General features: G+C 54.4%; 20 protein-coding genes and 1 pseudogene. 9 read left to right on the forward strand and 12 right to left on the reverse strand.

Annotated elements, in window-relative coordinates; all coding sequences use genetic code 11:
- Positions 1 to 142: 142 nt before the first annotated feature.
- From HPT29_RS18125 to HPT29_RS18150, 6 genes are all read right to left on the reverse strand, one after another.
- Positions 143 to 1,432, reverse strand: coding sequence for an O-antigen ligase family protein (locus HPT29_RS18125; RefSeq protein ID WP_173947174.1), 1,290 nt, complete (start codon positions 1,430 to 1,432; stop codon positions 143 to 145).
- Between the two features lie 85 nt (positions 1,433 to 1,517).
- Positions 1,518 to 2,459 (reverse strand): glycosyltransferase family 2 protein, encoded by a 942-nt coding sequence (locus HPT29_RS18130; protein WP_173947173.1) that lies wholly within the window; start codon positions 2,457 to 2,459, stop codon positions 1,518 to 1,520.
- A 190-nt stretch (positions 2,460 to 2,649) separates the two neighbouring features.
- Positions 2,650 to 3,360: a sugar transferase gene (locus HPT29_RS18135; RefSeq protein ID WP_173947172.1), complete on the reverse strand. Its 711-nt coding sequence runs from the start codon at positions 3,358 to 3,360 to the stop codon at positions 2,650 to 2,652.
- 289 nt (positions 3,361 to 3,649) lie between these two features.
- Complete coding sequence (locus HPT29_RS18140; RefSeq protein ID WP_173947171.1) at positions 3,650 to 4,612, reverse strand: glycosyltransferase family 2 protein; 963 nt, start codon at positions 4,610 to 4,612, stop codon at positions 3,650 to 3,652.
- 15 nt (positions 4,613 to 4,627) lie between these two features.
- Positions 4,628 to 6,535, reverse strand: a complete 1,908-nt coding sequence (locus HPT29_RS18145; RefSeq protein WP_173947170.1) for a tyrosine-protein kinase domain-containing protein — start codon at positions 6,533 to 6,535, stop codon at positions 4,628 to 4,630.
- Between the two features lie 88 nt (positions 6,536 to 6,623).
- Positions 6,624 to 7,598 (reverse strand): glycosyltransferase family 2 protein, encoded by a 975-nt coding sequence (locus tag HPT29_RS18150; RefSeq protein ID WP_259060150.1) that lies wholly within the window; start codon positions 7,596 to 7,598, stop codon positions 6,624 to 6,626.
- Between the two features lie 691 nt (positions 7,599 to 8,289).
- Between HPT29_RS18150 and HPT29_RS18155 the strand changes: the two genes are divergently transcribed.
- From HPT29_RS18155 to HPT29_RS18170, 4 genes are all read left to right on the forward strand, one after another.
- Positions 8,290 to 9,102 (forward strand): glycoside hydrolase family 16 protein, encoded by an 813-nt coding sequence (locus HPT29_RS18155; protein WP_173947168.1) that lies wholly within the window; start codon positions 8,290 to 8,292, stop codon positions 9,100 to 9,102.
- Between the two features lie 35 nt (positions 9,103 to 9,137).
- Positions 9,138 to 10,364, forward strand: a complete 1,227-nt coding sequence (locus HPT29_RS18160) for a glycosyltransferase (RefSeq protein ID WP_173947167.1) — start codon at positions 9,138 to 9,140, stop codon at positions 10,362 to 10,364.
- Entirely contained in the window at positions 10,361 to 11,320 is a 960-nt protein-coding gene (locus HPT29_RS18165) for a glycosyltransferase family 2 protein (protein ID WP_173947166.1), read from the forward strand. Before HPT29_RS18160 ends, HPT29_RS18165 begins: the two co-directional genes overlap by 4 nt.
- A gap of 431 nt (positions 11,321 to 11,751) precedes the next feature.
- Entirely contained in the window at positions 11,752 to 12,951 is a 1,200-nt protein-coding gene (locus tag HPT29_RS18170) for an IS256 family transposase (protein ID WP_173947165.1), read from the forward strand.
- An 86-nt stretch (positions 12,952 to 13,037) separates the two neighbouring features.
- Here the strand turns inward: HPT29_RS18170 and HPT29_RS18175 are convergent, their stop codons facing one another.
- Positions 13,038 to 14,081 carry a glycosyltransferase gene (locus HPT29_RS18175; RefSeq protein ID WP_173947164.1) on the reverse strand — a complete coding sequence of 348 codons (1,044 nt, stop codon included), beginning with the start codon at positions 14,079 to 14,081 and terminating at the stop codon, positions 13,038 to 13,040.
- A gap of 1,306 nt (positions 14,082 to 15,387) precedes the next feature.
- Between HPT29_RS18175 and HPT29_RS18180 the strand changes: the two genes are divergently transcribed.
- A complete protein-coding gene (locus HPT29_RS18180) occupies positions 15,388 to 16,320 on the forward strand; it encodes a glycosyltransferase family 2 protein (RefSeq protein WP_173947163.1) in 933 nt (310 codons plus the stop codon).
- A 251-nt stretch (positions 16,321 to 16,571) separates the two neighbouring features.
- Positions 16,572 to 18,299 carry a glycosyltransferase gene (locus HPT29_RS18185; RefSeq protein WP_173947162.1) on the forward strand — a complete coding sequence of 576 codons (1,728 nt, stop codon included), beginning with the start codon at positions 16,572 to 16,574 and terminating at the stop codon, positions 18,297 to 18,299.
- A 136-nt stretch (positions 18,300 to 18,435) separates the two neighbouring features.
- Here HPT29_RS18185 and HPT29_RS18190 read toward each other — a convergent pair whose 3' ends face one another.
- Entirely contained in the window at positions 18,436 to 19,266 is an 831-nt protein-coding gene (locus tag HPT29_RS18190; protein WP_173947161.1) for an IS5 family transposase, read from the reverse strand.
- Positions 19,267 to 19,423: 157 nt separating this feature from the next.
- Here HPT29_RS18190 and HPT29_RS18195 point away from each other — a divergent pair.
- Positions 19,424 to 20,181, forward strand: a pseudogene (locus tag HPT29_RS18195) (IS5 family transposase).
- Positions 20,182 to 20,300: 119 nt separating this feature from the next.
- On the opposite strand, the gene HPT29_RS18200 reads toward HPT29_RS18195, so the two are convergent.
- The 4 genes from HPT29_RS18200 to HPT29_RS18215 all read right to left on the reverse strand — a co-directional run bounded on the left by HPT29_RS18200 (position 20,301) and on the right by HPT29_RS18215 (position 22,759).
- Positions 20,301 to 20,651 (reverse strand): DMT family transporter, encoded by a 351-nt coding sequence (locus tag HPT29_RS18200; RefSeq protein WP_173947160.1) that lies wholly within the window; start codon positions 20,649 to 20,651, stop codon positions 20,301 to 20,303.
- A 4-nt stretch (positions 20,652 to 20,655) separates the two neighbouring features.
- Entirely contained in the window at positions 20,656 to 20,985 is a 330-nt protein-coding gene (locus tag HPT29_RS18205; protein ID WP_173947159.1) for a DUF2304 domain-containing protein, read from the reverse strand.
- The gene (locus HPT29_RS18210) at positions 20,982 to 21,671 is read right to left on the reverse strand and encodes a glycosyltransferase family 2 protein (RefSeq protein WP_173947158.1); all 690 of its coding nucleotides are present in this window, start codon (positions 21,669 to 21,671) and stop codon (positions 20,982 to 20,984) included. Before HPT29_RS18210 ends, HPT29_RS18205 begins: the two co-directional genes overlap by 4 nt.
- Positions 21,672 to 21,748: 77 nt before the next feature.
- The gene (locus tag HPT29_RS18215; protein ID WP_173947157.1) at positions 21,749 to 22,759 is read right to left on the reverse strand and encodes a hypothetical protein; all 1,011 of its coding nucleotides are present in this window, start codon (positions 22,757 to 22,759) and stop codon (positions 21,749 to 21,751) included.
- A gap of 883 nt (positions 22,760 to 23,642) precedes the next feature.
- Between HPT29_RS18215 and tnpA the strand changes: the two genes are divergently transcribed.
- A complete protein-coding gene (tnpA, locus tag HPT29_RS28865; protein WP_173947156.1) occupies positions 23,643 to 24,014 on the forward strand; it encodes an IS66-like element accessory protein TnpA in 372 nt (123 codons plus the stop codon).
- Positions 24,011 to 24,358 carry an IS66 family insertion sequence element accessory protein TnpB gene (tnpB, locus tag HPT29_RS18225; RefSeq protein WP_173947155.1) on the forward strand — a complete coding sequence of 116 codons (348 nt, stop codon included), beginning with the start codon at positions 24,011 to 24,013 and terminating at the stop codon, positions 24,356 to 24,358. The genes tnpA and tnpB overlap by 4 nt, the downstream gene beginning before the upstream one ends.
- Positions 24,359 to 24,416 lie beyond the last annotated feature (58 nt).

The raw sequence follows: 24,416 nt of genomic DNA on the forward strand, positions 1-24,416 counted from the left end.
GGCTACTTCATCGTCCTCCTGCGGTGAGGATCGGCTCGGCCCATCCGAGCAACCCTCGGAGGCACCGAGCAGGGCGAGCCACCTCCTCAACACAAGCGGACATATGGTCTTATACCTCTACGATGAGTAACGAGTCTCGAGCCTAACCTCGAGTTCGCACAGTACTGACAACCGCGTTCAAGTATACAACAACGATCAATACTTGGGTCATACTGTGATTGTAAAACAATGAACCTTCAGCGAGAGAAGCTATCAATGTATTCGCAAGAAAACAAAGAGACCACGCGTACAATATAGTTCGATAACGAATAAATACGTTTATAATTCTTATGATTGTGAGGCATACCACCACTCCAAACATGCCCAAGCCAACAATACCCAAGTCCACAGCAACGTCCAACCAGTTGTTGTGGAGATATGGAAGTCTTTGCTGCAGAATATATTGAATGAGGGTGCTAGTGGTCAGCGGGGATGCCATATACGCCTTGTAACCTACACCCAGCCAGAAGTGATCCATGAAGCTAAGCCACCCGTACCGCCACAGCACAGTCCTGCCGGTTAGGGTGGCGTCTTTGCCAAGTAAGCGTAGAGCTTCATCTACAATGCTAAGGTTCTGAATAGATAAAGCATATACAATGCTGGAAATCAGTACGGCAGCCACTGCAATTGCAATAAGGAACACCGACCGACTCATAATCCAAATGACTGCCATTGCAAGTGTGCAGGCAGCGAGTGCCAAGCTAAGGAGTGCAGTCCCGGAGTGGCTGAACACAACTGCGACAACTGCGACAATCGTCCCGAGCAAAGACACGAGGCGCCAGCGGGGCATGAACAGCACTATCGATGTGAAGAAGAGCGCAACTCCAGCACCACCTAGTTGGTTCTTGTGCCCAAAAACACCAATCAAATTTCCGAACTGATCCCTTTGTCCATCTATAAAGGATAGGCATACTGCGGATAACAAGCCTAAAAAGACGATCCGTATTGTCCCGAGGAAGCCCCACCTCGTGAACAGGACAACGCCGACCATTACTGTCGCCGTAAGTTGCAGTCCATGATAAATGCTGAGGCTCGGAACGAGAGACCAGAGGCAAGACGTGATTGCTAAAGCAGGCCAAGAGTAGAACAGCCAGGCACGTGCGGAGACTGAGAGATACTGGCTAAAGGCTTGAACAAAGCAGCCAACAACGAAGAGATCTGCGATAAGCCACGCAACCCGACTTAGACCTGAGTAGCTTTGGAGGGCACCAAAGCCAACCGCGACAAGAAAGCACCAAAATGCTTGTTCAACCCAGGCAGGCAAACGAGCCAGTAGAGTTGAGTCTTCCACAGATGGCGCATTCTTGAGGCTTGGAGTCGCGCGCTTGAGCGGCAGAAGATTAACCTCACCCCAACCGATCCCGCTGTCTGCCGAATGCGACTGCTGGCTCATGTCATGTAGTGCTACGTACTTGGGCTGCCGAGCAAACATTGATATCGTAGTAAAAATCCATAATCGGGCTATGCTCAAATTTGCGTCAATGGTAGGCCGGATGCGCATACTCTTGATGTTGCTTCCCGAAAGCACTCGAGACAAGCCCAGCACCTCTACATATCATTGTTAAAACCCGGACAACCATACCTCGCCGGAACCAAAACCACGGCGCGCATAGCAGCAACAGTAGGGCGCCTATTCCGACCCGAACACAACCGCGCAAGAAGTTGACAGTTCGGCCAGCAACTCCTAAGGGCCTGAAGCGTCCGAGGTTTGCTTCCGTTCCGCCCGTCCGATACCATCTTCGAGCCATCCATGATAGGTTTGTGCGGCTTTTCGGGATCCACTCAAGAACAAGTGCATCCTCAGCCCAAGCGATCTGTTCACCTGCCTTCTTGAGGGCGTCGAAAAACATTGTATCTTCGCCGCCAGTTTGATCGAAAGCCTCATCAAACCATAGATTGAGCTTTCTAAGCACGGATGCCCTTAGAGCGGTGTTGCACGTGTACCCTTCGCGAACGAAGCCACACTCTACTGCGAGATTCTTCGAAAAGTATTGTCCGCCTGAGATCCACGTTGGCGCTACGCCCTCGAAAATGGGCTGCACCGGGCCAACAACGGCAGCTGCGTTGGATTCAATGAGTTTTCCAACTAAAGCTGCGAGCCAAGAGGACGTTGGCACCTCGTCGTCATCGATGAAAGTGATGAACTCCGAGTCGGGCAAAGCGGTTGCCAGGGCGGCATTGCGCGCCTTCGACAAGCCCTTCAACGGCTCTGAAATGTATTTTAATGGGAAGCGACCAGTGTGGCAGTAGGATTCCGCAACGTTTCTCGCTGTACAATCAGGGCTGTTATCGACCAACACAACTTTGATCCGGCTCTCGAGATCGTGCGGGAGAACCTGTCGATCCAATGCCGATAAAAGGAGCCCAAGCTGCTCAGGCCGGTTGTATGTCGTAATTCCGATTGAGACAGCACTGGTCATTTCTATGCTTCACCGTTGTGTTAGCCTGTTAGCATGAAGTCCAGCCCATTCTAGTACAAGATCTGAAATCCGATACGAGCAGTCGACACATCAGGACGCAGATACAACAGCCCTCATGGTGCGTTGTCACGAGGGTGAACGCCTCATGCGGTGCCTTGGACGCCTGAGCATGGGACGGCAATAATTGTTCTTAGCGGCTTCCGCTGGCGAAGACAACCGCAGGGACGGTGCGGACAACAATGTTAAGGTCTGAGATGAAGGACCACCGCAGCACATAGTCTGCATCAAGAGCAATGCGCTCGCTATAGGTCGTATCACTCCTGCCACTGATCTGCCAAGCACCGGTGAGGCCTGGCCGCGCTCGGAGGTAATGCGCTGCAGACGGACCGTACATTACCAGTTCATCCCGAACAACTGGGCGGGGTCCGACCAAGCTCATGTCTCCGCACAAGATATTCAGCAGTTGCGGAAGCTCATCCAGACTAGACTTCCGCAGGAACGACCCGATGCGGGTAATCCGAGGATCGTGTCGCAGTTTCCGGCTTTCTTGCCACTCTTTGCGCGCGTCCGGGAACTGCCGAAAATGCTCTTCGAGGATACGCTCACCATCAACCGACATAGTCCTAAACTTAAGACAGGAGAATTCCCTGCCACCGTACCCAATCCTTTTGTGTCGATAAATTACAGGACCGGGGCCGGAGCTGCGAACAAGCAGCGCGATCAGAAGCAAAAGGGGCCACAGAAGAATGAAACCCGCCACAATGAGTGTCACGTCAAATGAGCGCTTTGTGAAGCCGCCAACAGGGCGCGCTAAAGTCGTGGAAGCAGTCTTTGGGCACTCTGCAGCCCATGCGAAGGAGTCTGCGGCCGTACGGCCGCTCTGCCCGTTTTGCCCACCCATGATTTCATCAACCCCCTGAGAGTGCTGTCGCCAATATCCTGTTTGCGGGAGGATTCAATGAGCACTCATTCATCGTTCTTGTTGTGAGCGCTCAATGACGAAGGCTTGGCGTATGCCCTTCTCGCTTGAACAGAACTTACTTAAAATTTGCATAAAATGCAATGCAATTCGAAGGGACTAACCCGTTCGGATTAGCAGCGCAGATTATGCAGTCAACCTGTTATGAGCAAGTTTATTACATTAGGTATCGCAGAACTGAGAGCGAGGACGAGGCCCATGAGAATCTGCCTCAAACGAGGAAGATCCGACGCGCCCGCTTTGTGATTGCCTCTGATCCACCGCGAATGATATGACGCCACAATCGGGGCCTTAATAGGGCAGATGCTGCAGCTTGGTGCAAGCGCCCGTGCTTCAAGGTCTCGACAAAGTCTGTGTACATGAGCAGTTCGATCAGATGCCGGTCATAAGCCGCGAGCTGGCGCCGCAGCGGCTCATTTGTGCACAATGCGACCACCGAATGTTGCGCTTTCTGCAAGGCGAGGATGTCGCGTTTGGTCAGCTTAGACGAAAGGGATCCGGGATTCACCCAGTACCGGTATAATGCCTCTGATGTTACAACGAAACGAGCGCCTGTTAGAAGTGCTTGGAGGCATAAAAGGTAGTCTTCGCCAATTCGCACGTCGGTGTCATAAAAGAGCCCACTCGCCCTGAGCATATCCCGTCGAAACATTGGCTTCAGGTAGCCGAGTTTGAAGCCTGAAGTGAGCATCATATTCCGGCGGATGTATTCGACTGCGTCGACGCTGAAATGGTAAGGAAGCCCACTGCTGGGCAATGCTGGCCGACCCTTTCTATGATGCCCTTTTGCATAATGAGCCTCCGGGCTAACGATAATGTTATCAGCAACGATATCTGCCGATGTAGCTCCGCCGAGTTCAAGGAGGCGCTCGAGTCGATTGCTCGCCATCTCGTCATCAGCATCAAGGACGGCAATCCACTCACCGCTCGCCTTCTCGATTCCATCGTTTCTGGCAGCGGAGGGCCCACCATTCTGTCGACGGGCAATGTACAGGACGCGGCAATCCGCGTCAGCAACGCGCGCCACAATCTCTGCCGTCGCGTCGGAAGAGCCATCATCAATAACAATGATCTCGATGTCCTCAATCGTCTGTAAACGGGCTGATTGCAGGGCCCGGCCAATGTGCGCGGCCGCGTTGTAAGTGGGAATGATGATCGAAACGCGAGGGTGCATCTTCAACTGCCCTGCTCAGGAGACAGAAGCTGAAAGAGTGCGTAATTTTCTGAGAAGCGGGACGTGAAGCCAACTTTGGCCTTGGTCATCCTGACCAGTGCCTTCATAAAGTGCAACGCCCATTACATTCCCACCACGGGTTTCAATCTCCTTAACCACGTCCATCAGTAGACGAGTCCCGGTTTGTCCCGTCTCAGCCAGGATCAGTAACGCATCCAAGTATGGCAGCAATGACTTTGTGGCCGCAGAAGCAATAGGGGGAACATGAACGATCGTTACCTCTGCCTGCGCCCTAGCCGCTTCAAACAAACGGCTCAACTGCCGAGAAGGAACTGCAGCGATAGGGAGGTTCAAGCCGGGTTGCGCGTTGTAGGGGAGAAAGTACAAGCCAGTCTCATTGTCCTGCTGCAATGCCGCACTGAGTTCGCCCCCTCTTGTAATCGCATCAACAACACCCAGGCTGCCGGGTCGTGCGAGGGCTTGGAACAACTGCGAATTGCGTCCCTCTGCATCAACCAGAAGCGCACTACCCTGCAGAGCCTCCAGAAGAGCAAGGTTGCTTACGACTACCGAAGCCGCGTCACTGGGCCCGGTCGATACAACTCCTAATGTATGAATGTTGCGCCCTAGACCGGCGAGATCAAGCTCAACCTTGATATTGAGAATGGCTGTACTGAACGGGGAGTCGGCGCTCTCGAGAATAGCGCGCTCGCCCCCTGACTTGCTTTGGGATCTTGCGTACTCCTTCGCGCGGGGCCCCAGCCCCAGACGTTGCAAAAAGCGACGGAGACCATCTTGTGAGGCATGCTTTTGTGCCCATGATACAGCCGGGATACTGCCTAAATACGGCAGGCCGGCCGCCTGAAGATACTGTGGGGACACAAAAAGCTTTGAAATCAGATGCCGGATTAGCGCTCCAGCAATTCCAGCAGCAGCGCCTGCGATGAGAGCGAGAGCCAGCGTGAGCTTTTTCTTGGGAAAGCTCGGCGCGGAGGGAGCTTCGGCTGTGTTCAATACAACAGCATCGGAGCCAGGAGCACTTTGTTGCTGGGTGAGTTCGGCCAGCCGCTGAAAAAAGGTTTCGTAGGTGCTTTGAAGCGTCTGAGCTGCATTCTCGAGGCGCTTAAGTTTAACCCGACGCTGATCAGCAGTCTCGCCAGATGGGTCAGCAGTTGTTCCAGGGCGAACCCCTATGTTGGCCTCGCGGTACTCCTCAGCAGCCGTGTAGGCCTGCTCCGCCTGCGTACGGAGCTGAGACACACGCTCTTCCATCCAAGCTGTCGCGACCTTGACGGCGTCCCGGCGCTGGTTGTGCCTTTCAGCGATGTAGGCTTGCACATAGGCATTCGCCAAGACAGCAGCAGCTTCGGGCTCACGGGCGACATAATTCACTTGGATAGCATAGGACAATCCTGGCCTGTTTACAGATAATCCCTGACGAACCAAGTTACGCTTTCGTGCAAGCTCTGAGGCCTCTTCCTCAAAGTGGTCGTCAGTTTGTGCGCCTAGAAACCCAATCCAGCTCGTGAGGAGCTGACGGAGCGAACGGGTCTGGTCTTGCTTAACAGATGTAAGGAGGCGATCGACATCTGTCGTGCGGATGACCTCGTCCGTTACCCTCTCAGATTTTATCATCTCCATCTGCGTTTCGATTTCGCCAACGTCCATGGGAATCGACCCGTTGGCTTCCTTGCTGATCACAAGACCTTTCTGGTTCTGGAGAACAATACTGGCGCTTGCGGTATAGAGAGGCTGGGCGACGAGCGTATATACAAATGCGGCAACCGCAAACAGTACAGCACAGATAACCACTGGCCATTTGGCAAGATTTGCGAACCGTATTACATCGGCCCAGTCAACAGCATCGCTTCTTCCCTCCTCTGCCGCACTCCGCAGGCCTCGATTGGTTTGTTGATACAGCACTGAGGACCTCAAGCGTTAAGCATATTGAACCGGTACAAGCGATCGAAAGCCCGCAGGATGTGAGGTTTGGTCATAAATGCCCTACAAATCAAGCAGAGATGCGCACGAGGGACTTACGGCGCAGGCCGACGAAACCGTCCATAAGCGCCCTTATAAAGCCTACCCCCCAACTCAAGTGCATGACTCCGGCCGCCAGCCCTGTAGCAAGGAGTGCGATATCACGATGCTTGACAGCTTGCGTGATCGATACCCCCAACAACGTCACTGTATATCCCAACGGAAAGAGCAACCCAAAAGGCGTGACAAGAGCAAGAAGCAAGCCTCCGGCCGTGCCAGCCAAGGCCAGAACTGGCGCAATCTGTCGCAGCTTCGGCGTCTGCCGATGCAGCAGAAGAGTGCGGCCACGGCCGCGCCCATGGTTGAAATATTGGATCGCCAAAGAGCGCCATGTTCGACGAGGAAAATAGATTATACAAGCCTCGGTGCACATCCAAATCCGCCCGCCGAGAGATCGCAGGCGGTAGTCGTACTCCGCATCCTCGTTATGTGTGAACCCTTCGTTGTAACCGTCCAGTAAGAGGAAAACCTCACGGTGAAAGGCCGCATGATGACCATGGTCAACAAATTTAGATACAGAGTCAGCGCGCCGATGCGACGAACCACCGTTTCCGATGAGGCTGTTCTGCGCCCAGGCAATCGCTCGTTGCAGGGCTGTCCGTCCTTGAGCCTGCATCGGCACAACAACAGAATGCGCTCCTTGTCTTATCAAGCTAGAGACACAAAGCTCAATGAAGTTCGAGGGGTAGTCGGCGTGCGCATCTGCTCGAACGATGATCTTCGATTGGGGAGAAGCAGCCTTTGCACCTAAATTGACAGCTGCAGCCTGTAGACGCTTCGCATTATGAAGCAGACGGAGTTCGGGATGCTGCAACTGGAGGCGCAGAACAATGTCACATGTGTCGTCGCTGCTACCACCGTCAATCACGAGGACCTCATCAACTCCAGCCCGGATCTGCGGCAGCAGTGATAATAGGCACCGTTCTATGAAGACGCTTTCATTCAAGACTGGAACTATCAGTGTTATTGGAGGAACTTGCGGCGCGGAACCTAGACAGAGTAAGGGCAACGATAAAACATTTGACATAAGCGACCCAACTCATCATTACCCAGCTTGTCAGACATACCCACGTGTTCAGGATACTGTCACGTGACCTTAGGGGCAAAATTCAGCGGCGCCATTCCTATACAAGTGCAGCATTGCGTTCAAGTTGGGTCATAGCTTTTCCCCTATCGCTGAACTCACAAATGCTCCGAAACCGCAGTCTCGGTTCCAGTTTTATAGCTAAACATTTATCTTTGTCCGAACGGGACTTCAGCCCCTTTTGCACGAAAAGGAACTATCGCCTTATAAGGGCTATTGTCAGTTCCTAGAGGCACGAGGAGGAAATGGTGTCTGGCGCAGAATTCTGGGGCTCTAAGCCTGCGGAGACGCTGGAACCCCTAATCGGCAAAATTTTGCGAGAAACAACCCGGACCGAACAACCAAGATGGCTTTATTGACTGTTGCCGGAAACCCGCAACAGTTCTACACAAACCGCCGCCAAGGCCCCTTGGGTCGGAAGAGGGGCTTACAAGTGAAGAGCTTAAGACTGATGACAGAAATTGCTCCGCGTCGCCTCCTCGGGTGCAGCGGAGCCCTTACGCTCTTACTGTTGATCTTGGCTCCGCAGACCTGCAGCGCAGGTTGGGAGATAGTGTTTCAAGACGATTTCAACGCAAGCAGTCTTGATATAACGAAGTGGAAAACGTCCGATTTGTGGGGGAATCAAACCCTAGCTGCGAACGGTGAAAAGCAATGCTATCTGCCGACCTCGTTGGAGCAAAGCGATGGCACTCTGAAGATTGTTGCGGCAAAGGGCAATGTATTAGCCAGCCAGTGCAAGAGTGCAGTGCGCAATTTGGAGTATTCTTCCGGGATGATTACGTCATCCGGGTGCAACAAATGGGAAAAGGGTGTTGGCTGCCAGGATTTAAGCTCATTCTCCCAAGCCTATGGCTATTTCGAAGTTCGGGCGAAAGTACCAAAGGGTAAAGGCCTGTGGTCCGCCTTTTGGCTGCTTCCAATCGATGGCTCTTGGCCTCCCGAGATTGATATCATGGAAGTGCTGGGAAGCAGCACCACACAAGCTGTTCAAACTTATCATTTCAACGACACCTCAGGCAAACGAGCAAAAGCGGGCACCAGTTATTCGGGGAGCGACTTCTCGACCGGATTTCATAGCTACGGGGTTGACTGGCAACCGGGCAAGTTGATCTGGTATGTAGATGGCAAAGAAACATACCGCTTTTCTAGCCCGAGTGTTTCGGCAAAACCAATGTACCTCCTCCTGAACCTTGCTATCGGTGGTCACTGGCCAGGCGATCCCGATGCGGCAACACCGTTCCCATCCACAATGGAAGTTGATTACGTAAAGGTATATCGAAGGACCAAGGACGGCACGCCGGACGATACTCCGCCGCATTCCACTTCCCCGCTGAAAAGCACGCCCTCCGATGGGCCGCGGTAGCCGCTGCGCTCGTTAGATTATAAGGATACAGACACATGACGAGGCTCGCTGATCCTGAGCAAGCTCTCTCCATTGCCTATTTTGGACATGACGCCCGGGAAACAGCCGTTCAAAAGAGAATTTCCTCGTTACAGGCGAATGGCTGTCGCATTGTGGCCTTTACATATTCTCGTCGCTACCAGGCCGAACGTGCGTCGGTGCCCTTTGACAACATTCCGCTGGGAACTACCGTTGACCGCAACTACCTCCGGCGACTTGTACCACTTGCTGTTGGACTTATCGCGGCCGTGCGTCACGCGCGGGTCCTACGTGAGGTCGATATAATCCAGGCTCGCAATATTGATATGCTTGCACTTGCCTTGGCTGCCCGGTTCATATGTGGCTCTAGGGCGCGAGTAGTCTATGAAGTGCTCGATGTGCAACGGATCTTCGTTGGAAAAGGCTGGACGGCTTCGTTTATCCGCGGGGTTGAGCGCCTGCTTCTCAGAAGAATTGACCTGCTTCTGATCTCGTCACCAGACTTTGTGAAGGAGTATTTCGAGCCCCTTCAGAGGTATGGCGGTCCTCGGTACCTGTTGGAAAACAAAATCTCTGCAAGCCAAGTTGACTCTGCGCCACGAGCATATGCAAAATCATCAGATGGACTGCCGGCAGCCGCCCCTTGGGTCATCGGGTGGTTTGGGGTTCTCCGGTGCCGTAAAAGCCTCAATATCCTTGCAGCTATTGCTGATGAGCTTGGCTCAACTGTAAAAATTTATATACGCGGGCGGTTGTCACGAGAAGACATCAGTGAGACGGAGTTCTCGCAGGTCGTCAATGCGCGTCCGAATATAATTTTTGAAGGTCCCTATGCCAGCCCAGAGGACCTTGCGACCATCTATGGGAAAGTACACTTCAGCTGGTCCGTCGACTTCACCGATGCAGGTGCGAACTCTGACTGGCTTCTCCCCAACCGATTGTATGAAGGTGGCTACTTCGGTGCGGTCGGTCTTGCTAGACAAGGAACGACGACAGCGCGAATGGTCGCGGAGCACGAGCTCGGCCAGGCGTTCCCGCAGCCACTTGAGCAAAGTGTCTGTGATTTCATCCGTGACCTTGACGGCAAACGCTATTCAAAGTTGCGCGCTGCCGTTATGGCAAAGCCCCGGAGGTTTTTCGTTGATGAAACGGACACCCACGACTATGTCGAACAACTTATGAGAATGAGACGCGTCAAGGCACCACTCGGAGATAGGCGCACCTTGCGGATGAATAAAGGATGACTGAGGTAAGCATTGTCATTCCTGTTCGGAATGGGCAGGACTTCATTCGCCGCTCAATCGAATCGGCATTGCACCAAACACTGGATGCCATCGAGGTTATCGTTATTGATGACGCCTCAACCGATAATACGACTCAAATTGTCGCGGATTACGAAGCGGGAAGCTCTAAAATCAAGCTGATTAGGTTTCCGACCAACCGGGGACCCTCTGCTGCACGAAATGCCGGAATCTCCGCAGCGACAGGCCGGTGGATCGCCCTTTTGGATGCCGACGATTGGTATGCTCCTAATCGGTTGGAGTATGTTACCCGGGCTGGAAACGGCGTTGAGGCTGACCTCGTCTGCGATGACCTCTTGCTGTTCGATGAGGCGGGGGGAGCAACTATCGGTCCGATGTTTGGGACCGGCGGCTTGCCTCCGTCCATTGATGGCGAAGCGTTCGTTCTTGGCAACATGCCAAATCCACATCAGCCACGCTGCGGATATGGTTTTCTAAAGCCAATTGTGAGAAAAGCATTTCTTGTCGAGAAAGGCATCCATTATAATGAGGAAATGCGCTTCGCAGAAGATTACGCATTTTACGTCGATGCCCTTCTGGCTGGCGGACGTTGGATCACGGTACCAGAGGCAACTTACATTTACTCAGTGCGAGATGGATCTTTAACATTCGATCACAGAGCAGCAGACCTGTTCAAATTGTGTGCGGTCGATCAAGCAGCTTGGCTGCGGGCTCGCGGCAATCAGCGCCTGCAGAAAGCACTCAGACGCCACTTCATTTCGACTCAGGAGAGAGCCGCTTGGGTTCAGTTCATCGACTGCTTCAAAGAACGACGCCCGGTTGATCTGATCCAGACCGCAACGATGAGCATGCCAGTTCTTTTGTACATTACAAAGCAATGCTTCAACGAGGCAGTGCTTCGCTCGACGCGGCGAGTTGGACTCCGCCGCAACAAATAAAGCAGAGTTTAGCGACGCAAATGGCAGCACCGAAGTTAACGCTTCGTCGCTAATCGCGGCACATGAAGCTCATGCATACTCTTGGCTCTTGGACAAGTACATCGTCCAGATCGAGAATATTCCTAACCTGCGCGTGGAGATACTCTTCAAGCACCTTACTTGACGGTACGCAGTCGGCCGTTGGACCGACTGCACGTATGACGTGTACGGTGACATTGAATCCCTTGCATTCAATCACCTGCACAATCGCATAGGCAACCCGATCAGCTACCGGGATAGGTCCCAGTGCGTGGTGTAGCTCGATGGAAGCACAGCGGTCGGCCCGCGCGCCTCAATAGCGCCGTAGCGGGCCGGGCGCTGGGCGGGTGGTCATCGGCGATTTCCGGTTAGGGTTGGGTTGCGACATCCACCTGCACCCGAGAGAACCCCCGATGACCAATCCCATGATGGACCTCAAGAGCCTGGTCGAGAAGACCCCGGACGCCGATCTGCTGCGCGAGATGATCAGCTTTGCGGCCGAACGCCAGATGGAGCTGGAGGTCGGTGCCCTCGCCGGCGCTGGCTATGGCGAGAAGAGCCCGGAGCGTCTGGCCCAACGCAACGGCTACCGTGAGCGCGACTGGCACACCCGTGCCGGCACGGTCGAACTGCGCATCCCCAAGCTGCGCACCGGCTCGTACTTTCCGGGCTTTCTCGAGCCGCGCCGCATGGCCGAGAAGGCGCTGACCGCCGTGATCCAGGAAGCCTACATCCAGGGCATTTCCACCCGCTCGGTCGATGATCTCGTCAAAACTTTGGGTATGACCGGCATCTCCAAGAGCCAGGTGAGCCGCCTGTGCGAGGAGATCGACGAGCGGGTCAATGCCTTCCTGGAGCGGCCGATCGAGGGCGAGTGGCCCTACCTGTGGATCGATGCCACCTACGTGAAGGTGCGCCAGAACGGGCGCATCGTCTTGGTGGCCGTGATCGTGGCGGTGGGGGTCAACAGCGATGGCCGGCGCGAGGTGCTGGGCCTGGACATCGGCCCCTCGGAGGCGGAACCCTTCTGGACCGCGTTTCTGCGAACGCTCACGCGGCGCGGCTTGCGCGGCGTGAAGCTGGTGATCTCGGACGCGCATGAGGGGATCAAGGGCGCCGTGTCCAAGGTGCTCTGTGCCACCTGGCAGAGGTGTCGGGTGCACTTCATGAGGAATGCCCTGGCGCATGCGGGCAAGAGCGGCCGGCGGGTGGTGTCAGCCTTCATGGCCACGGCTTTTGCCCAGAACACGCCAGAAGCCGCCCGGCAGCAATGGCGGCAAGTTGCCGACCAACTGCGTCCCAAGCTGCCGAAGCTGTCGGGCCTGATGGATGAAGCCGAGACGGATGTGTTGGCCTATATGAGCTTTCCTGCTCCGCACCGGACCAAGCTGCATTCGACCAATCCCCTGGAGCGGCTCAACGGCGAGATCAAGCGCCGGACCGATGTGGTGGGCATCTTCCCGAATGAGGCGGCGATCCGACGGCTGGTGGGTGCGATCCTGCTGGAACAGAACGATGAATGGGCGGTGCAGCGCGCCCGCTATCTGACGCTGGAAACCATGGCGCCGATGAGCGATGATCTGCTGGTCAGCTTGCCTGCCGTGGCAATCTGATCATCCCGGCTCTGGCTGGGGATCGTGGTGATCCGCCGTCAGTTACACCACGCCAAGGGACACGATCCAGCTACCGACTACCGGTATTACGAGACCCTGTCGGGCGAACGCGCCGTATGCCTCTTCAAGAGAGAGAAATATTGTGATGCATATAAATGTGCGGATTGGCTCAGACTCAAATTTTCTGAGACGAACTGACGGGGCTCGTAGCTGTCCATGTTATCCAAGAAATCTTGCAGACAGTTGTCAAACTCTGCAAGGACGCGAAACCGCCTGCCGCAGCGATCGGAAAAAAACGGGACTGAAGATGCCGGAATCGGTGTTTGACTAAAGATCTTCCAGAGTGGGTCGGCCCACATTCCGAAATCCCAAGCCAGAACGGGTACATTGCAGGCTAGCGCCTCTTGATACGCAATTCCCTGGGTTTCATGCTCACACAAGAACAGCATGGCCTTCGAACGGCGCAGCATGTCCTGATAGGTTCGGTGGTCATGAAACTTGTATCGAAGTTCCGCAACCTGCAAACCTCGTTGGGCGAGCTTGCTCCTGATTGGCGCAAGCAGATGCGGCTCGAAGACGTATCGATCCCATCTTATCTTGTCATAGATTAATATATCGATGTCCTTGGCAGCACTCCGTGTATCCGGCCATTCCTCAGTATCAATACCTGCAAACCAGGACGTGCATCTATCGCCATACACTGGCTTGAACATGTCCCGCATCCAGTCAGCAAGGACTAGGTAGCCTTGGAACCGTTCATCTTGCATGAGGTTCGGTGCGAGCCCGGGATGATCGTATAGCGAAGGCCCAAGCAGAGCGGGATTGGGTAGATCCCACCCCTCGAGAATGGTCGGGAACCCAACGAGGCCGACGGGATGTTCGAGATGCTGGCGCGCAAATGTGAAATCGTTAATTCGCACATCATATCCAGCTTGCACAAGCGCACGGTGAAGCAAAGAAAATGACACCGCGAAGCCAGTTTTCTTCTGCCTCGTATGAAACTTGTGATAGATCGGCTTCAATATACGTTTGAGATACCGGTCATACTTGATGAACTTATCGGCTTCGAACTCCTTGTAGAAGAGCAATATGACGTTATCCCCTGGCATGTTATTGTGACCAGCGTTCATATTCTATAGCTTCCGTTCATAATCTTCGTAAGTTGAGCTTCAAGTCCAGAGTCAGGTCACATACGGGTTACTTGCTGCTGCACGTGGTCACCGATCCAGTTCATGTCCTTGTGACACAAGGAGATTGCAGATTGCAACCCGAACGTCCTCTGGCACGCCGAGCTACTCGATCAACAGGACGAGCAGTGTATCGTGTCAGCTTGACACCTCTCGGAACCTTGTTGGATGTTTTCTCTTGTGCCCCTCCCCTCTTCAGCCTTGAACTGTCCGTTTCAGGGAGTTTGAGACAGAAGGCCGTCTGATCTAACAGTGAGCCAGGCCGCCACCTCCTTTGGAGCGGCAGCTTCCCAACACTGGCGCCCGACCTCCTCCGAGGTGGTCTTCCCTGGGCTATATCGCAGGCCAGGCGCCTCATGCCAGCCCTTAGGAAATCCTTGGACCAGCGGCAGTACACGTCCGGGAGATATCTCTGGCGGCGGAGCTCGGCAATGTTGCCTTCCCTGCGCAGGCTTTCCAGCACGGTGCGGATATTCTCCTCATCGCCGTCGTGTTTGCGGGTGGCGCGGCAATCCTCTTCACAAACGCCTCGGCCAGCTGCTTGGGAGGTCTTGGCTTCTGTCTCATCTCATGTCCCATAGACTACGATAAACCAGAACCTCTCCTCCACTCGCCCGATTCATCTCGTGAGTGCTGACGGCGGATATCCGTAAGTGTAGGGAAGTATGCCCCAACAGTAGCCCGCTCGCTAGAACGAGCTACTGTAACCCATAGATTGACTCTGCTGCCAACTGAGCAAGAATAGTGCATCCCTTATAACAGCTTCCCATCGCACGTTGGTAAGCATCGCAATTGGCAGGATTTAGCAACTAAGTTTAGCATAGAAGGAGGCCTAGGGGTTGCGACTCGACCAGAACGCATCGTTGCAGTCACGATGCCGCCGCGGCGCCCAGCTTCTCGCTGGTTCGTTCAGTAGCGCACCTGCCCAGGCCAGTGTATCCGACGGACAGACCGTCATTTGCGCCAAGAGCACCTGCTCGGCCCGGTACTGGCGTTTAGTCTGGTTAGTGCCCGCCGCTCAAGCTGCTGAAACACGGCAAAGCTACTTAGCATGTGAACACCTCGTCACTTGCTATGTGCACGACTCTTCCGGCGCCTGTAGCTGGGTCGGGCCTACATTCAAAGCTGAGTGCAATAGATGTGCCTCTGTAAGAGTAACCCAGTCTGTGCTCCATCGTGACGACCTCTCCCAATTACGAATTCTGGATCCGATTGGCAGCGGTCTAATCGCCTCCTCGGGAGAAGTCTGATGGAACCACCCCGCCCCCGCATTTCGACAATCCTGATTTTCCTCAATGGCGAGGCCTTTCTGGATGCAGCCATTAAGAGCGTCATGGCCCAATCATTCTCCGACTTCGAACTTCTTCTCTGTGATGACGGTTCAGAACAAGCCGCGAGCGAAATCGCGAAGGCATGGGCGGCCGAACATCCTAAGAAGATCCGTTATTTAGAGCATGAGGGTCACGCGAATCATGGCATGAGCGCAACCCGGAACTTGGGTCTCGAAGCAGCTCGGGGCGAGTTCATTGCTTTCATTGACGCAGATGATGTCTGGCGGACGGACAAGCTCTCCGAGCAGATCGATATCATGGACGCTCATCCCGAGCTTGGCATGGTTTGCGGTGTAGTCAATTACTGGCGTTCGTGGACCGGCGGGGACGACGTTTTGACGCCCACTGGTCATGCTCAAAATACGGTTGTGCGCCCACCTGAAGCCTCCTTAGCGCTTTATCCCCTAGGAAAGGCAGTTGCACCCTGTCCTTCGGACATGCTCCTCCGGCGAGCTGCAGTCGACGCAGTTGGTCGCTTCGAGGTGCAGTTCAGAGGCGCGTATGAGGACCAAGCGTTCTTGGCCAAGCTTTATCTTGCTTGGCCTATATACTTCTCTGATAGAACTTGGATCGACTACCGCCAGCACGCCGCCTCCTGCACAAGCCTTTTGTTTGAGCATGAAGGTACCCGCACTGACCGCTACAACGAGGTGCGTTATTCGTTCTTGACGTGGTTCGATGGCTACTTGCGAGCTCACTCCGCCTTGGAGGATCGAATGGTGCGGCGAGCATTGAACCAAGCCTTGTGGCCTTATCGATATCCTATACTTCACTGGATGGCTTGGGGGCTGCGAAAGTCACCGCGGCGCGTTGTCGGCAAGCTATGGAAGCTGTTGGCACCGGCGGATTAGAGCGTCTAACAAAATCAGCCGATTGCTTTGCTTTGGCATAGGCCAATCCTTGATTGGCAACGCTCTGTCGCTCGAAAACGAATTGAAGGCTGAAGGAGGATTTCCAATGCGTTTCAGCAAGTTGCATGATTTGTGGATCATATCTGGACAAATCCAGCCAGTACTTCACGAGCATGCAACCTAGAGCCCGGGCAGGAGCTCACCAGGTCATTCCACCCACAGCGAACAAGGCTTTAACGGATGAAATCAGAATGTATCTGCCAAGCGTCTCCATAATCATACCGACTTACCAACGTTGCGCTGTCGTGTGCGATGCTCTCGCTGCGATCAAGCGCATCCGCTATTCTGGTGTGCTTGAGGTAATAATCGTCGTTGACGGATCGACCGATGGCACCTCGGAAGCACTTGCAAACATTTCGGCCCAGTTTCCAATCCACGTGATCAGCCAAGAGAATAGAGGCGCATCGAGTGCTCGGAATCGGGGTGCACAGGCAGCTTCCGGTGACGTGCTCTTGTTCATGGATGATGACATGATGGCTGACCCGGATATTGTCGAGCAGCACGCGCGGAGTTATCGGGAGGGTGCAGATGCTGTACTGGGCGATATCCCCTTGGATCCCAACTCGCCGCCAAATTTCCTCAGTGCTGGTGTTGGCGAATGGGCCGCAGAGCGGCGCCAGCGACTGACAGAGAATAGCCAACTTAGCTTATTTGATCTACTAACCGGCCAGCTTTCGGTTCGACGGTCTGTTTTCGAGGAACTTGGGGGGTTCGACGAGAATTTCACCCGCAATGGTAGCTTCGGGGATGAGGACCTTGACTTTGGCACACGCCTGCTCGCACGTTTCAACGTCGCGTTCAATCCGCACGCAGTCAGCTACCAGCGGTATGTCGTGTCTTATGAAAGTCATCTCCGACAGTGGTTCCAGGCGGGCATAGCAGACGTTGCGTTTGCACGTAAGCATCCGGCCCTTGCCGAGAGCCTCTTCGAGCTTCATGGGGCATCGGACACCAAGACGCGCCTAATGTTTATTCCACTCTCGCGGATCCCTGGCCTCGCGAAAGCGGTTGGATCGCTTGCATGCTGGTTCGTCAAGCATGAGCCGCGAAATCGGCTGATGATGGAAAAGACTAAGCGGCTTTTTTTTATAGCGCGTGACCTACTCTATTGGCGAGGGGTTTATCTTGCTGGAGGCATTCCACGAGACCGGCCACTTCTTGTCCTATGTTACCACTCTATTAGGGATCTGGCTGCTGATCCAATCCTGAAACCTTATGCAGTTCCGTTCGCATTGTTCGAACAGCAAATCAGCTATCTACAGCGTCATGGCTTCAGCTTCATAGGAGGCAATGAGCTTGCTGCTTACCTGAAAGGAGAGGCAGGTTTACCCCGAAAGTCAGTACTGTTGACGTTCGATGATTGTTATGAGGATCTGCTGCTGGTCGCGGCCCCATTCCTAGCGGAACACGCAATTCCGGCTGTTGCGTTCGCGGTGACGGGTTTAGCGTCGAATACTAACGAGTGGGACCATTGCAAAGGCCATACTAAGCTGCAACTGCTTGATGGGAGTGGCCTTCAAGCAGTGTCTAAGATGCAGATCGAGGTCGGTGCTCATTCGCGCACTCACCGCTCCTTAGTCAATCTCAGCACGTCGGAACTCTCTAGCGAAACGGAGGGCGCTGCGGCTGATATCGAGGCACTGGGTCTACCACGACCTCGTTACTTCGCCTATCCCTTCGGCGAGGAGGACCATAATGCCCGTGACGCGGTAAGGCGCTCTGGCTTTCAAGCAGGATTTGGCCTCTACCCGACCCGCTTTAAAAGGAACCTGGACGTGATGGCTATCCCTCGCGTTGAGGTTCTCTCTAAAGATACTGGTTTCCGCTTCTGGCTGAAGATGAATGCACCAGAAGCTATTGCTGTTTTTCGGAAATTCCACACAAAGATGTCGCAAGCGGGCTTGCGGAGATTGGCATGAGCTCATCACGGGAGCGAGCTTTAACCATCAAACCGCACCAGCTGCGATCTCCATGCCACGGTCAAGATCTCTAGGATCACATTGACTGCGCAAGCATGAGCCTAGGCTCAGGACCTATTAAGAGGCTGGTGAGCAATTATCTTTCTTTTCGCGTGAGACGGCGCAGCAGGATGCGGCTCATGGCGAGGTAAAGCAGCATCTCGCCGGTCTCGACGACCCGCTCATAATCCTTGGCCAGCCGCCGGTTGGTGGTCAGCCAACCGATGGTCCGTTCCACCACCCACCTTCGCGCGAGCACCTGAAAGCCGCTCGGGCGCGTCGGCGGCTCCGCGTCAGCCCGCATCCAGACGCCGCCGCTCCACCAGTGTTGCGGAATCGACAGCTTCCATCCGAGCGCTCTGCACAGCCAATCCTTCAGCCCGCGATAAGTGGTGTCGGCCCACATGAGCTCAATGGCTGGAAAGAGATGTTGCAGCCCCTCCAGCAGGAGTTCGGCCCCTGCGCGATCATGGATGTCGGCCGGATGCACCTTGTTCTTCAGCAGATTGCCTTGCGTATCAACGAGCAAGTGACGCTTGCGGCCTTTGATCTTTTTGCCGCCATCATACCCTCGTGGTCCACCCATCTCAGTGGTCTTGACCGATTGGCTGTCAATGATCGCTGCACTCGGCTGAGAATTGCGGCCGATCTTACAGCGGTAATTCTCGCGCAGAACCTGGGTCACGTGCTCCCAGGTGCCATCCTCGCGCCACTGCGCATAGTGGTAGAAGACAGCATACCGGGGTGGATACTCATGCGGCAGCAGCCGCCACTGGGCGCCGGTGCGCAGCAGATAGAAGATGGCATCGACGATGCGCCGGAGCGGATAGGTCTGCCGCCGCCCGGCCGGATGACTGCGCGGGATCAGGGGCGCGAGCCACCCCCATTCGGCATCAGTGAGATCGCTGGCGTAGAGACAGGCATCCATGGCGGGGCTCCAAGACCGTCAAACAGCCCACATCCGCCTCAGCGGCCCAGCACAAACCTATTCTGAATCAAGTACTTACATTTAGCAATAAAATTGCTCACCAGCCTCTAATTTGAGCTGAGTTGTGATTCAGAGGCTCCTGTCGAGGAGGCTCTGAATGGGTGATCTGTTTCTGTTGAGCGAGCGCCAGATGGCGCGGATCTCGCCGCATTTCCCGCTGGCACATGGAGTTCCACGGGTGGATGACCGGCGGGTGGTCAGCGGGATTGTCTACGTCATCCGCAATGGCCTGCAGTGGAAGGGTGCGCCCAATGCGTATGGGCCCCATAAGGCATTGTATAATTAGTTCATGCACTGGAGCCGACTGGGAGTGATCGACCGGATCTTCGCCGCGCTTGCCAGTGAGGGTCCCAAGCCCGAGCGGATCATGATCGATGCCACACACCTGAAGGCCCACCGCACCGCGGCGTGCCTGCTCAGAAAGGGGATGTTCCCCCTCGCATCGGAAGCGCCAAAGGAGGCCTGAACTCCAAGCTCCACGCTGTCTGCGATGACGCGGGTCGCCCCATCATCCTGCTGCTGTCCGAGGGCCAGATGAGCGATCATAAGGGCGCTCGGCTCGTCCTGGAAGCGCTGTCAGCGGGCGCAACGCTGATTGCCGATAGGGGCTACGACAGCAACTGGTTTCGGGCAACTCTTGTCGAGAAGGACATCACACCGTGCATTCCGCCCACGAAGAACTGGAAAGCTCCTACGGCCTATGACAAGGCTCCGTATCGGCAACGGCATAAGGTCGAGAACATGTTCGCCAAGCTCAAGGACTGGCGCCGGATCGCGACCTGCTATGACCGATGCGCCCACATCTTCTTCTCAGCCATCTTCATCGCAGCAGCTGTAGCCTTCTACCTCAATTAACGTGTCCTGATCCTAGTCGGCCAGCGCATTATAAAAATATCCAACGCAGAAGAGTTGTCGTCTGTGATCGCTCCCGATCCAGTGGCCAGATTCGATTCAAAGTCAATCTGTTGTGAATTTCAGTCTGACTGTATCAAAAATAGCCCAAAAATTATCAGACCGAGGCCAATAGCATATTTCATGTTAAGAGCCTCGGAAAACAACCAATAGCTTGCAAGGGGAACGAGTGGCACGGCTAGAAGAACAAACGGGTAGGCTTTGCTGACTGGGGCATGCATTAGAACCCATACCCACAGTGCTGTCGAAAAGGCATAGACCATGAGCGCGGCGGCAAGCCAAGGCGTAAAAACGCTAGCAACTCCCAGTGCCTTGTACTTAACAATATCCAGCGCTGCCAACTTGAAGAGAATTTGCCCTCCTGCCAAGCTGATTGAAACCAATATGCAGGAAATGATAATAGACGGAGGCACGTCCCTACTCCCGTGGAGGACGCCGCGTTGTCATAAGCGCAATCATGCGAGCCAACTCTGTTGTTACCTCCGCGTTCGCGCGGATTTGTAGATGCAAGTTGAAAACTGCAGCGAGCGTAAGGACAACGAAAACGTAAAACACAAGGTCAGCACCACGACCAACGCCCACCCAGTGGGCAAGATAGTTGGTCCATTCTGGAGCAATGACGAAAAATATCCCTATGAGTGAACCGCAGAGGATTATTCTTGCGACGACGGGCACCCGCCGGCGTTGCGAGAGCGCATATAAAATGAGGGCAATCAAAACAACTATCAGGGCCAGCTGGAAAATCATTTGTATAGCCTCCCAAGTAAAAGATCTTGAATAATCGTTATAGCGCCGGAAAGTTTTTGCCCCTTATTGATCGAATATTTAGTATAAGATATATCTGTAGGCGCCTCTGCATACGATAAATTTAAATCTGAAATTTGATTCAAAATTTCTGACGCATGTGCCATCCGATTTTGCTTGATCGTGATTGTCATAGCGGCAGATCTACTGAGTACGCGAAGTCCATTGTGTGTGTCGGTAATCTGGAGCCCGGTAGAGAGCCTAGTAAACGCTGTTGCAGCCATCAAGAGCAGTCGCTTGCCACGAGGAACGTTGGTGGTTCCTCTGATAAATCGCGAGCCGATAACCACATCAACCTTCTTGGCCCGGAGCATGCAAACCATTGCCTCTGCATCAGCAATAGAGTGCTGACCATCAGCATCGAAGGTAACTATCTCCTCTGCGCCCTGCCCCAGCGCATAACGGATGCCTGTTGCTAAAGCGGCGCCTTGACCTAAATTTAGAGGATGCCGACATACGTGCGCACCTTCGCGCAAAGCTAGTTCGCCAGTGTTGTCGCTTGAGCAATCATCCACGACAATGATATTGGGAAAGATGCGATGGGCAGAGCGAACCGTTAGCGTGATTGTCTCGTTTTGTGCCTCGTTGAACGCAGGTACCACCAGCCAAGTTCTAGTCAAATCCGTCATTAGCCGTGCCTTTGTGTATGTAAATGGCGAACTCCTTGCCTCAGCATCACTGCCTGGTATGAGGACCTCGACTCGCTCTACGTTCTACTTGCCCTACTGCTTGCAGTCTGTAGGACCCATAAAGTTATAGCAAAGCTTGCTAACCAAGATAATTTAACGTGATAGCGGGCAAAAGGCCCGACAAGGCCACCGTGAATAGCAACTCCAATTAATGTACTGAATAGGAAGATGATTGCGGTGGCGCTGCGCTCCCGATTTCTTCGCAGCAGAGAAATCGCAGAGACAAACACTAGCCCCACGTAAGAGCCAAGTGTTGTTATCGCATAGAGGATCGAGGGATAAAACTGCTCCAAAGCTCCATTTTGCTGACGAGCGCTGTCGAAAGCATTTATGCCGACTCTATGATATTGCTCTATCTTGTCTCGCACAGAGTTTCCAGGCTCACCGTTTCCGTAGGGCTTCAGCTCGTCATTGAAGTCCAATGTCAGAGCGGTAAACAAATGAAAGGTGTCATTGAGAGCGAGCTTCAGTGCCTCAACTGGGTACGTTCGCAAGATGTCGTAAGCTAATTCCTTGAAGGAATTATCGGGATCACGCCAGGCATTCAGTTGCGAGGCGAGCGGCGGGCTACCATCCCACAGAAAGCTTTGGGAGGACGGAACGCTAACTAACTTATTGAGGTGTTCGCAAATCGGATGTGGAGAAATCGAACATTTTTCCGCCAAGTATCGTTGCGCAAGGCCAGCATCGACAAGCTTGCTAAACAATAACGCTCCGCTAGCAACGTTCAGGCTTGGCTTGCCGAATTTGGCGAAGTTCCACGCGATGGGCAGAGCAAGAGTCACAGCAGTCAGTGTCACCGTTGTAATGAGAAGCCTTATTGGGACACCTAACTCTAGCCAAACCCGCCGTATGAGAAGACAAAAGAGAGCAATAGGAACGAGCGTCAAAACGTTTGCGGTCGAAGACATTCCTGAGAATACAACCATGGCATAAAGAATCATTCGCTGCCACAGCGGCGGCTGAGAACGCGCAAGGAGTACCGCAACCAGAGCAATTATACCTAAGCCACCGAACACATCAGGCATGATCCACGACGCAAGCCAAGGTAATTGTGTTGCGGATATAATGACAAGGCTTCCAAGGGCTCTAGAAACGGTAGATGTTAAAGGTGTAAGATTTTGAAGCGCTAACTCGAGTATAACTAAGGTGCATATACCCTGCACAAAAGGCACCGCGAACAATGCGCTCGCCCGAGCGACAACAAACACAAATATTGAGTAAAATGGTGGGGTACCCTCCCACTGGTCATAAATTGGCCTAACATATACATTTGTATCAGAAAACACGAGAGGGAACCCATTGGCAATAGCAGGAGCTATCGCAATAAGAACCGCCGCTGCCCAGATTGTAAGAATTACAACTCTAGTTGTTGCCTTAGGAGGGGTCAAACCTCGTGCAACGTCCATTTCGTAGCCCCCAAGCGCTTTGGTTTGATTAGCTAATACCGCAGATCCTACCAATGCAAATAGTCTTTAGTTATTGATTGTCCTACCTGCTTGGGTCTTCGACCAGCCTAACGATTTAAAGGGTAGCAGCGCTTCAGTGTGCCTTCCTCATCTGTTGCCGAGCGGTTTTTAAGTGTCGTCGGTAAGCGCCGGGCTTAGGGCCAAGAGTGCGATCGAGAGCGCCAGTGTGTGTAGCCATGCCAAGCTGGACTGGGCGGCGCTTACGTGTGCTGTACCGCCCGCTGGGAGCTAAGTTCTTCGCCAGCCGTAATGCTTGGGGCCGCAGGGCTACCTATACATCGTAGATCCTTGACCCAATTGGGCGAGCGTGACGCACGAAGGCGAGGGTGAAAGCAGCTCTGCTCGCAGATGAAGAGTAAGCACTCGGCGTGTGCCCTCTTGTGAGAGCGCTGTTTGCGCGTGACGTTCTGACCTTAAGGCTCGCTTTAAGGTCAGTAGATTGATGAAGATCGAAGTTCTCGGCACAGAGCGGCGGCGGCGCTGGAGCCTCCCGGACAAACTCCGGATCGTGGAAGAGACGATGCAGCCGGGCGTGACGGTGACCGACGTGGCCCGCCGCCATGGTCTTGCCCCCAGCGTGGTTTTCACCTGGCGCCGTCTGGCTCGCGAAGGCCGACTGGGTGACGTCGGTCCCGCCTTCATGCCGGTCGAGATCACGCCCGTCCCAGCCCAGGCCCCGTCGGTGGCCTCGCCATCGCGGCGTACCGGCCTGATCGAGATCGTCCTGGGCCGCGGGCGCCGCATTCGCGTGGATCGCGAGGTCGATGCCGAGGCGCTGCGGCGGGTGCTGCAGGTGGTGGAGAGCCTGGGATGATCCCGGTGCCGACCGGTGTGCGTGTGTGGCTGGCCACCGGCCATACCGATATGCGCAAGGGCTTTGGCGGCCTCTCCCTGCTCGTGCAGGAGACGCTCAAACGTGATCCGCATTCGGGCAACCTGTTTGTCTTCCGGGGACGCAGAGGCGATCTGATCAAGGTTCTTTGGTACGACGGCCAGGGCCTGTGTTTGTTCTCGAAGCGCATTGATCGGGGCCGTTTTCTGTGGCCCTCGCCGGCGGACGGCACGGTGTCGATTTCCACCGCCCAGTTGGGTTATCTGTTGGAAGGCATCGACTGGCGCAATCCCCAGCAAACCTGGCGCCCGACCGCCGCCGGATGAGCGTCAAAGCCTTGCAAATCAACGCTTCCGTGGCAGACTCAGAGCGTGGCAAATCACC

The sequence above is a fragment of the Microvirga terrae genome, assembly GCF_013307435.2.
Classification (GTDB): domain Bacteria; phylum Pseudomonadota; class Alphaproteobacteria; order Rhizobiales; family Beijerinckiaceae; genus Microvirga; species Microvirga terrae.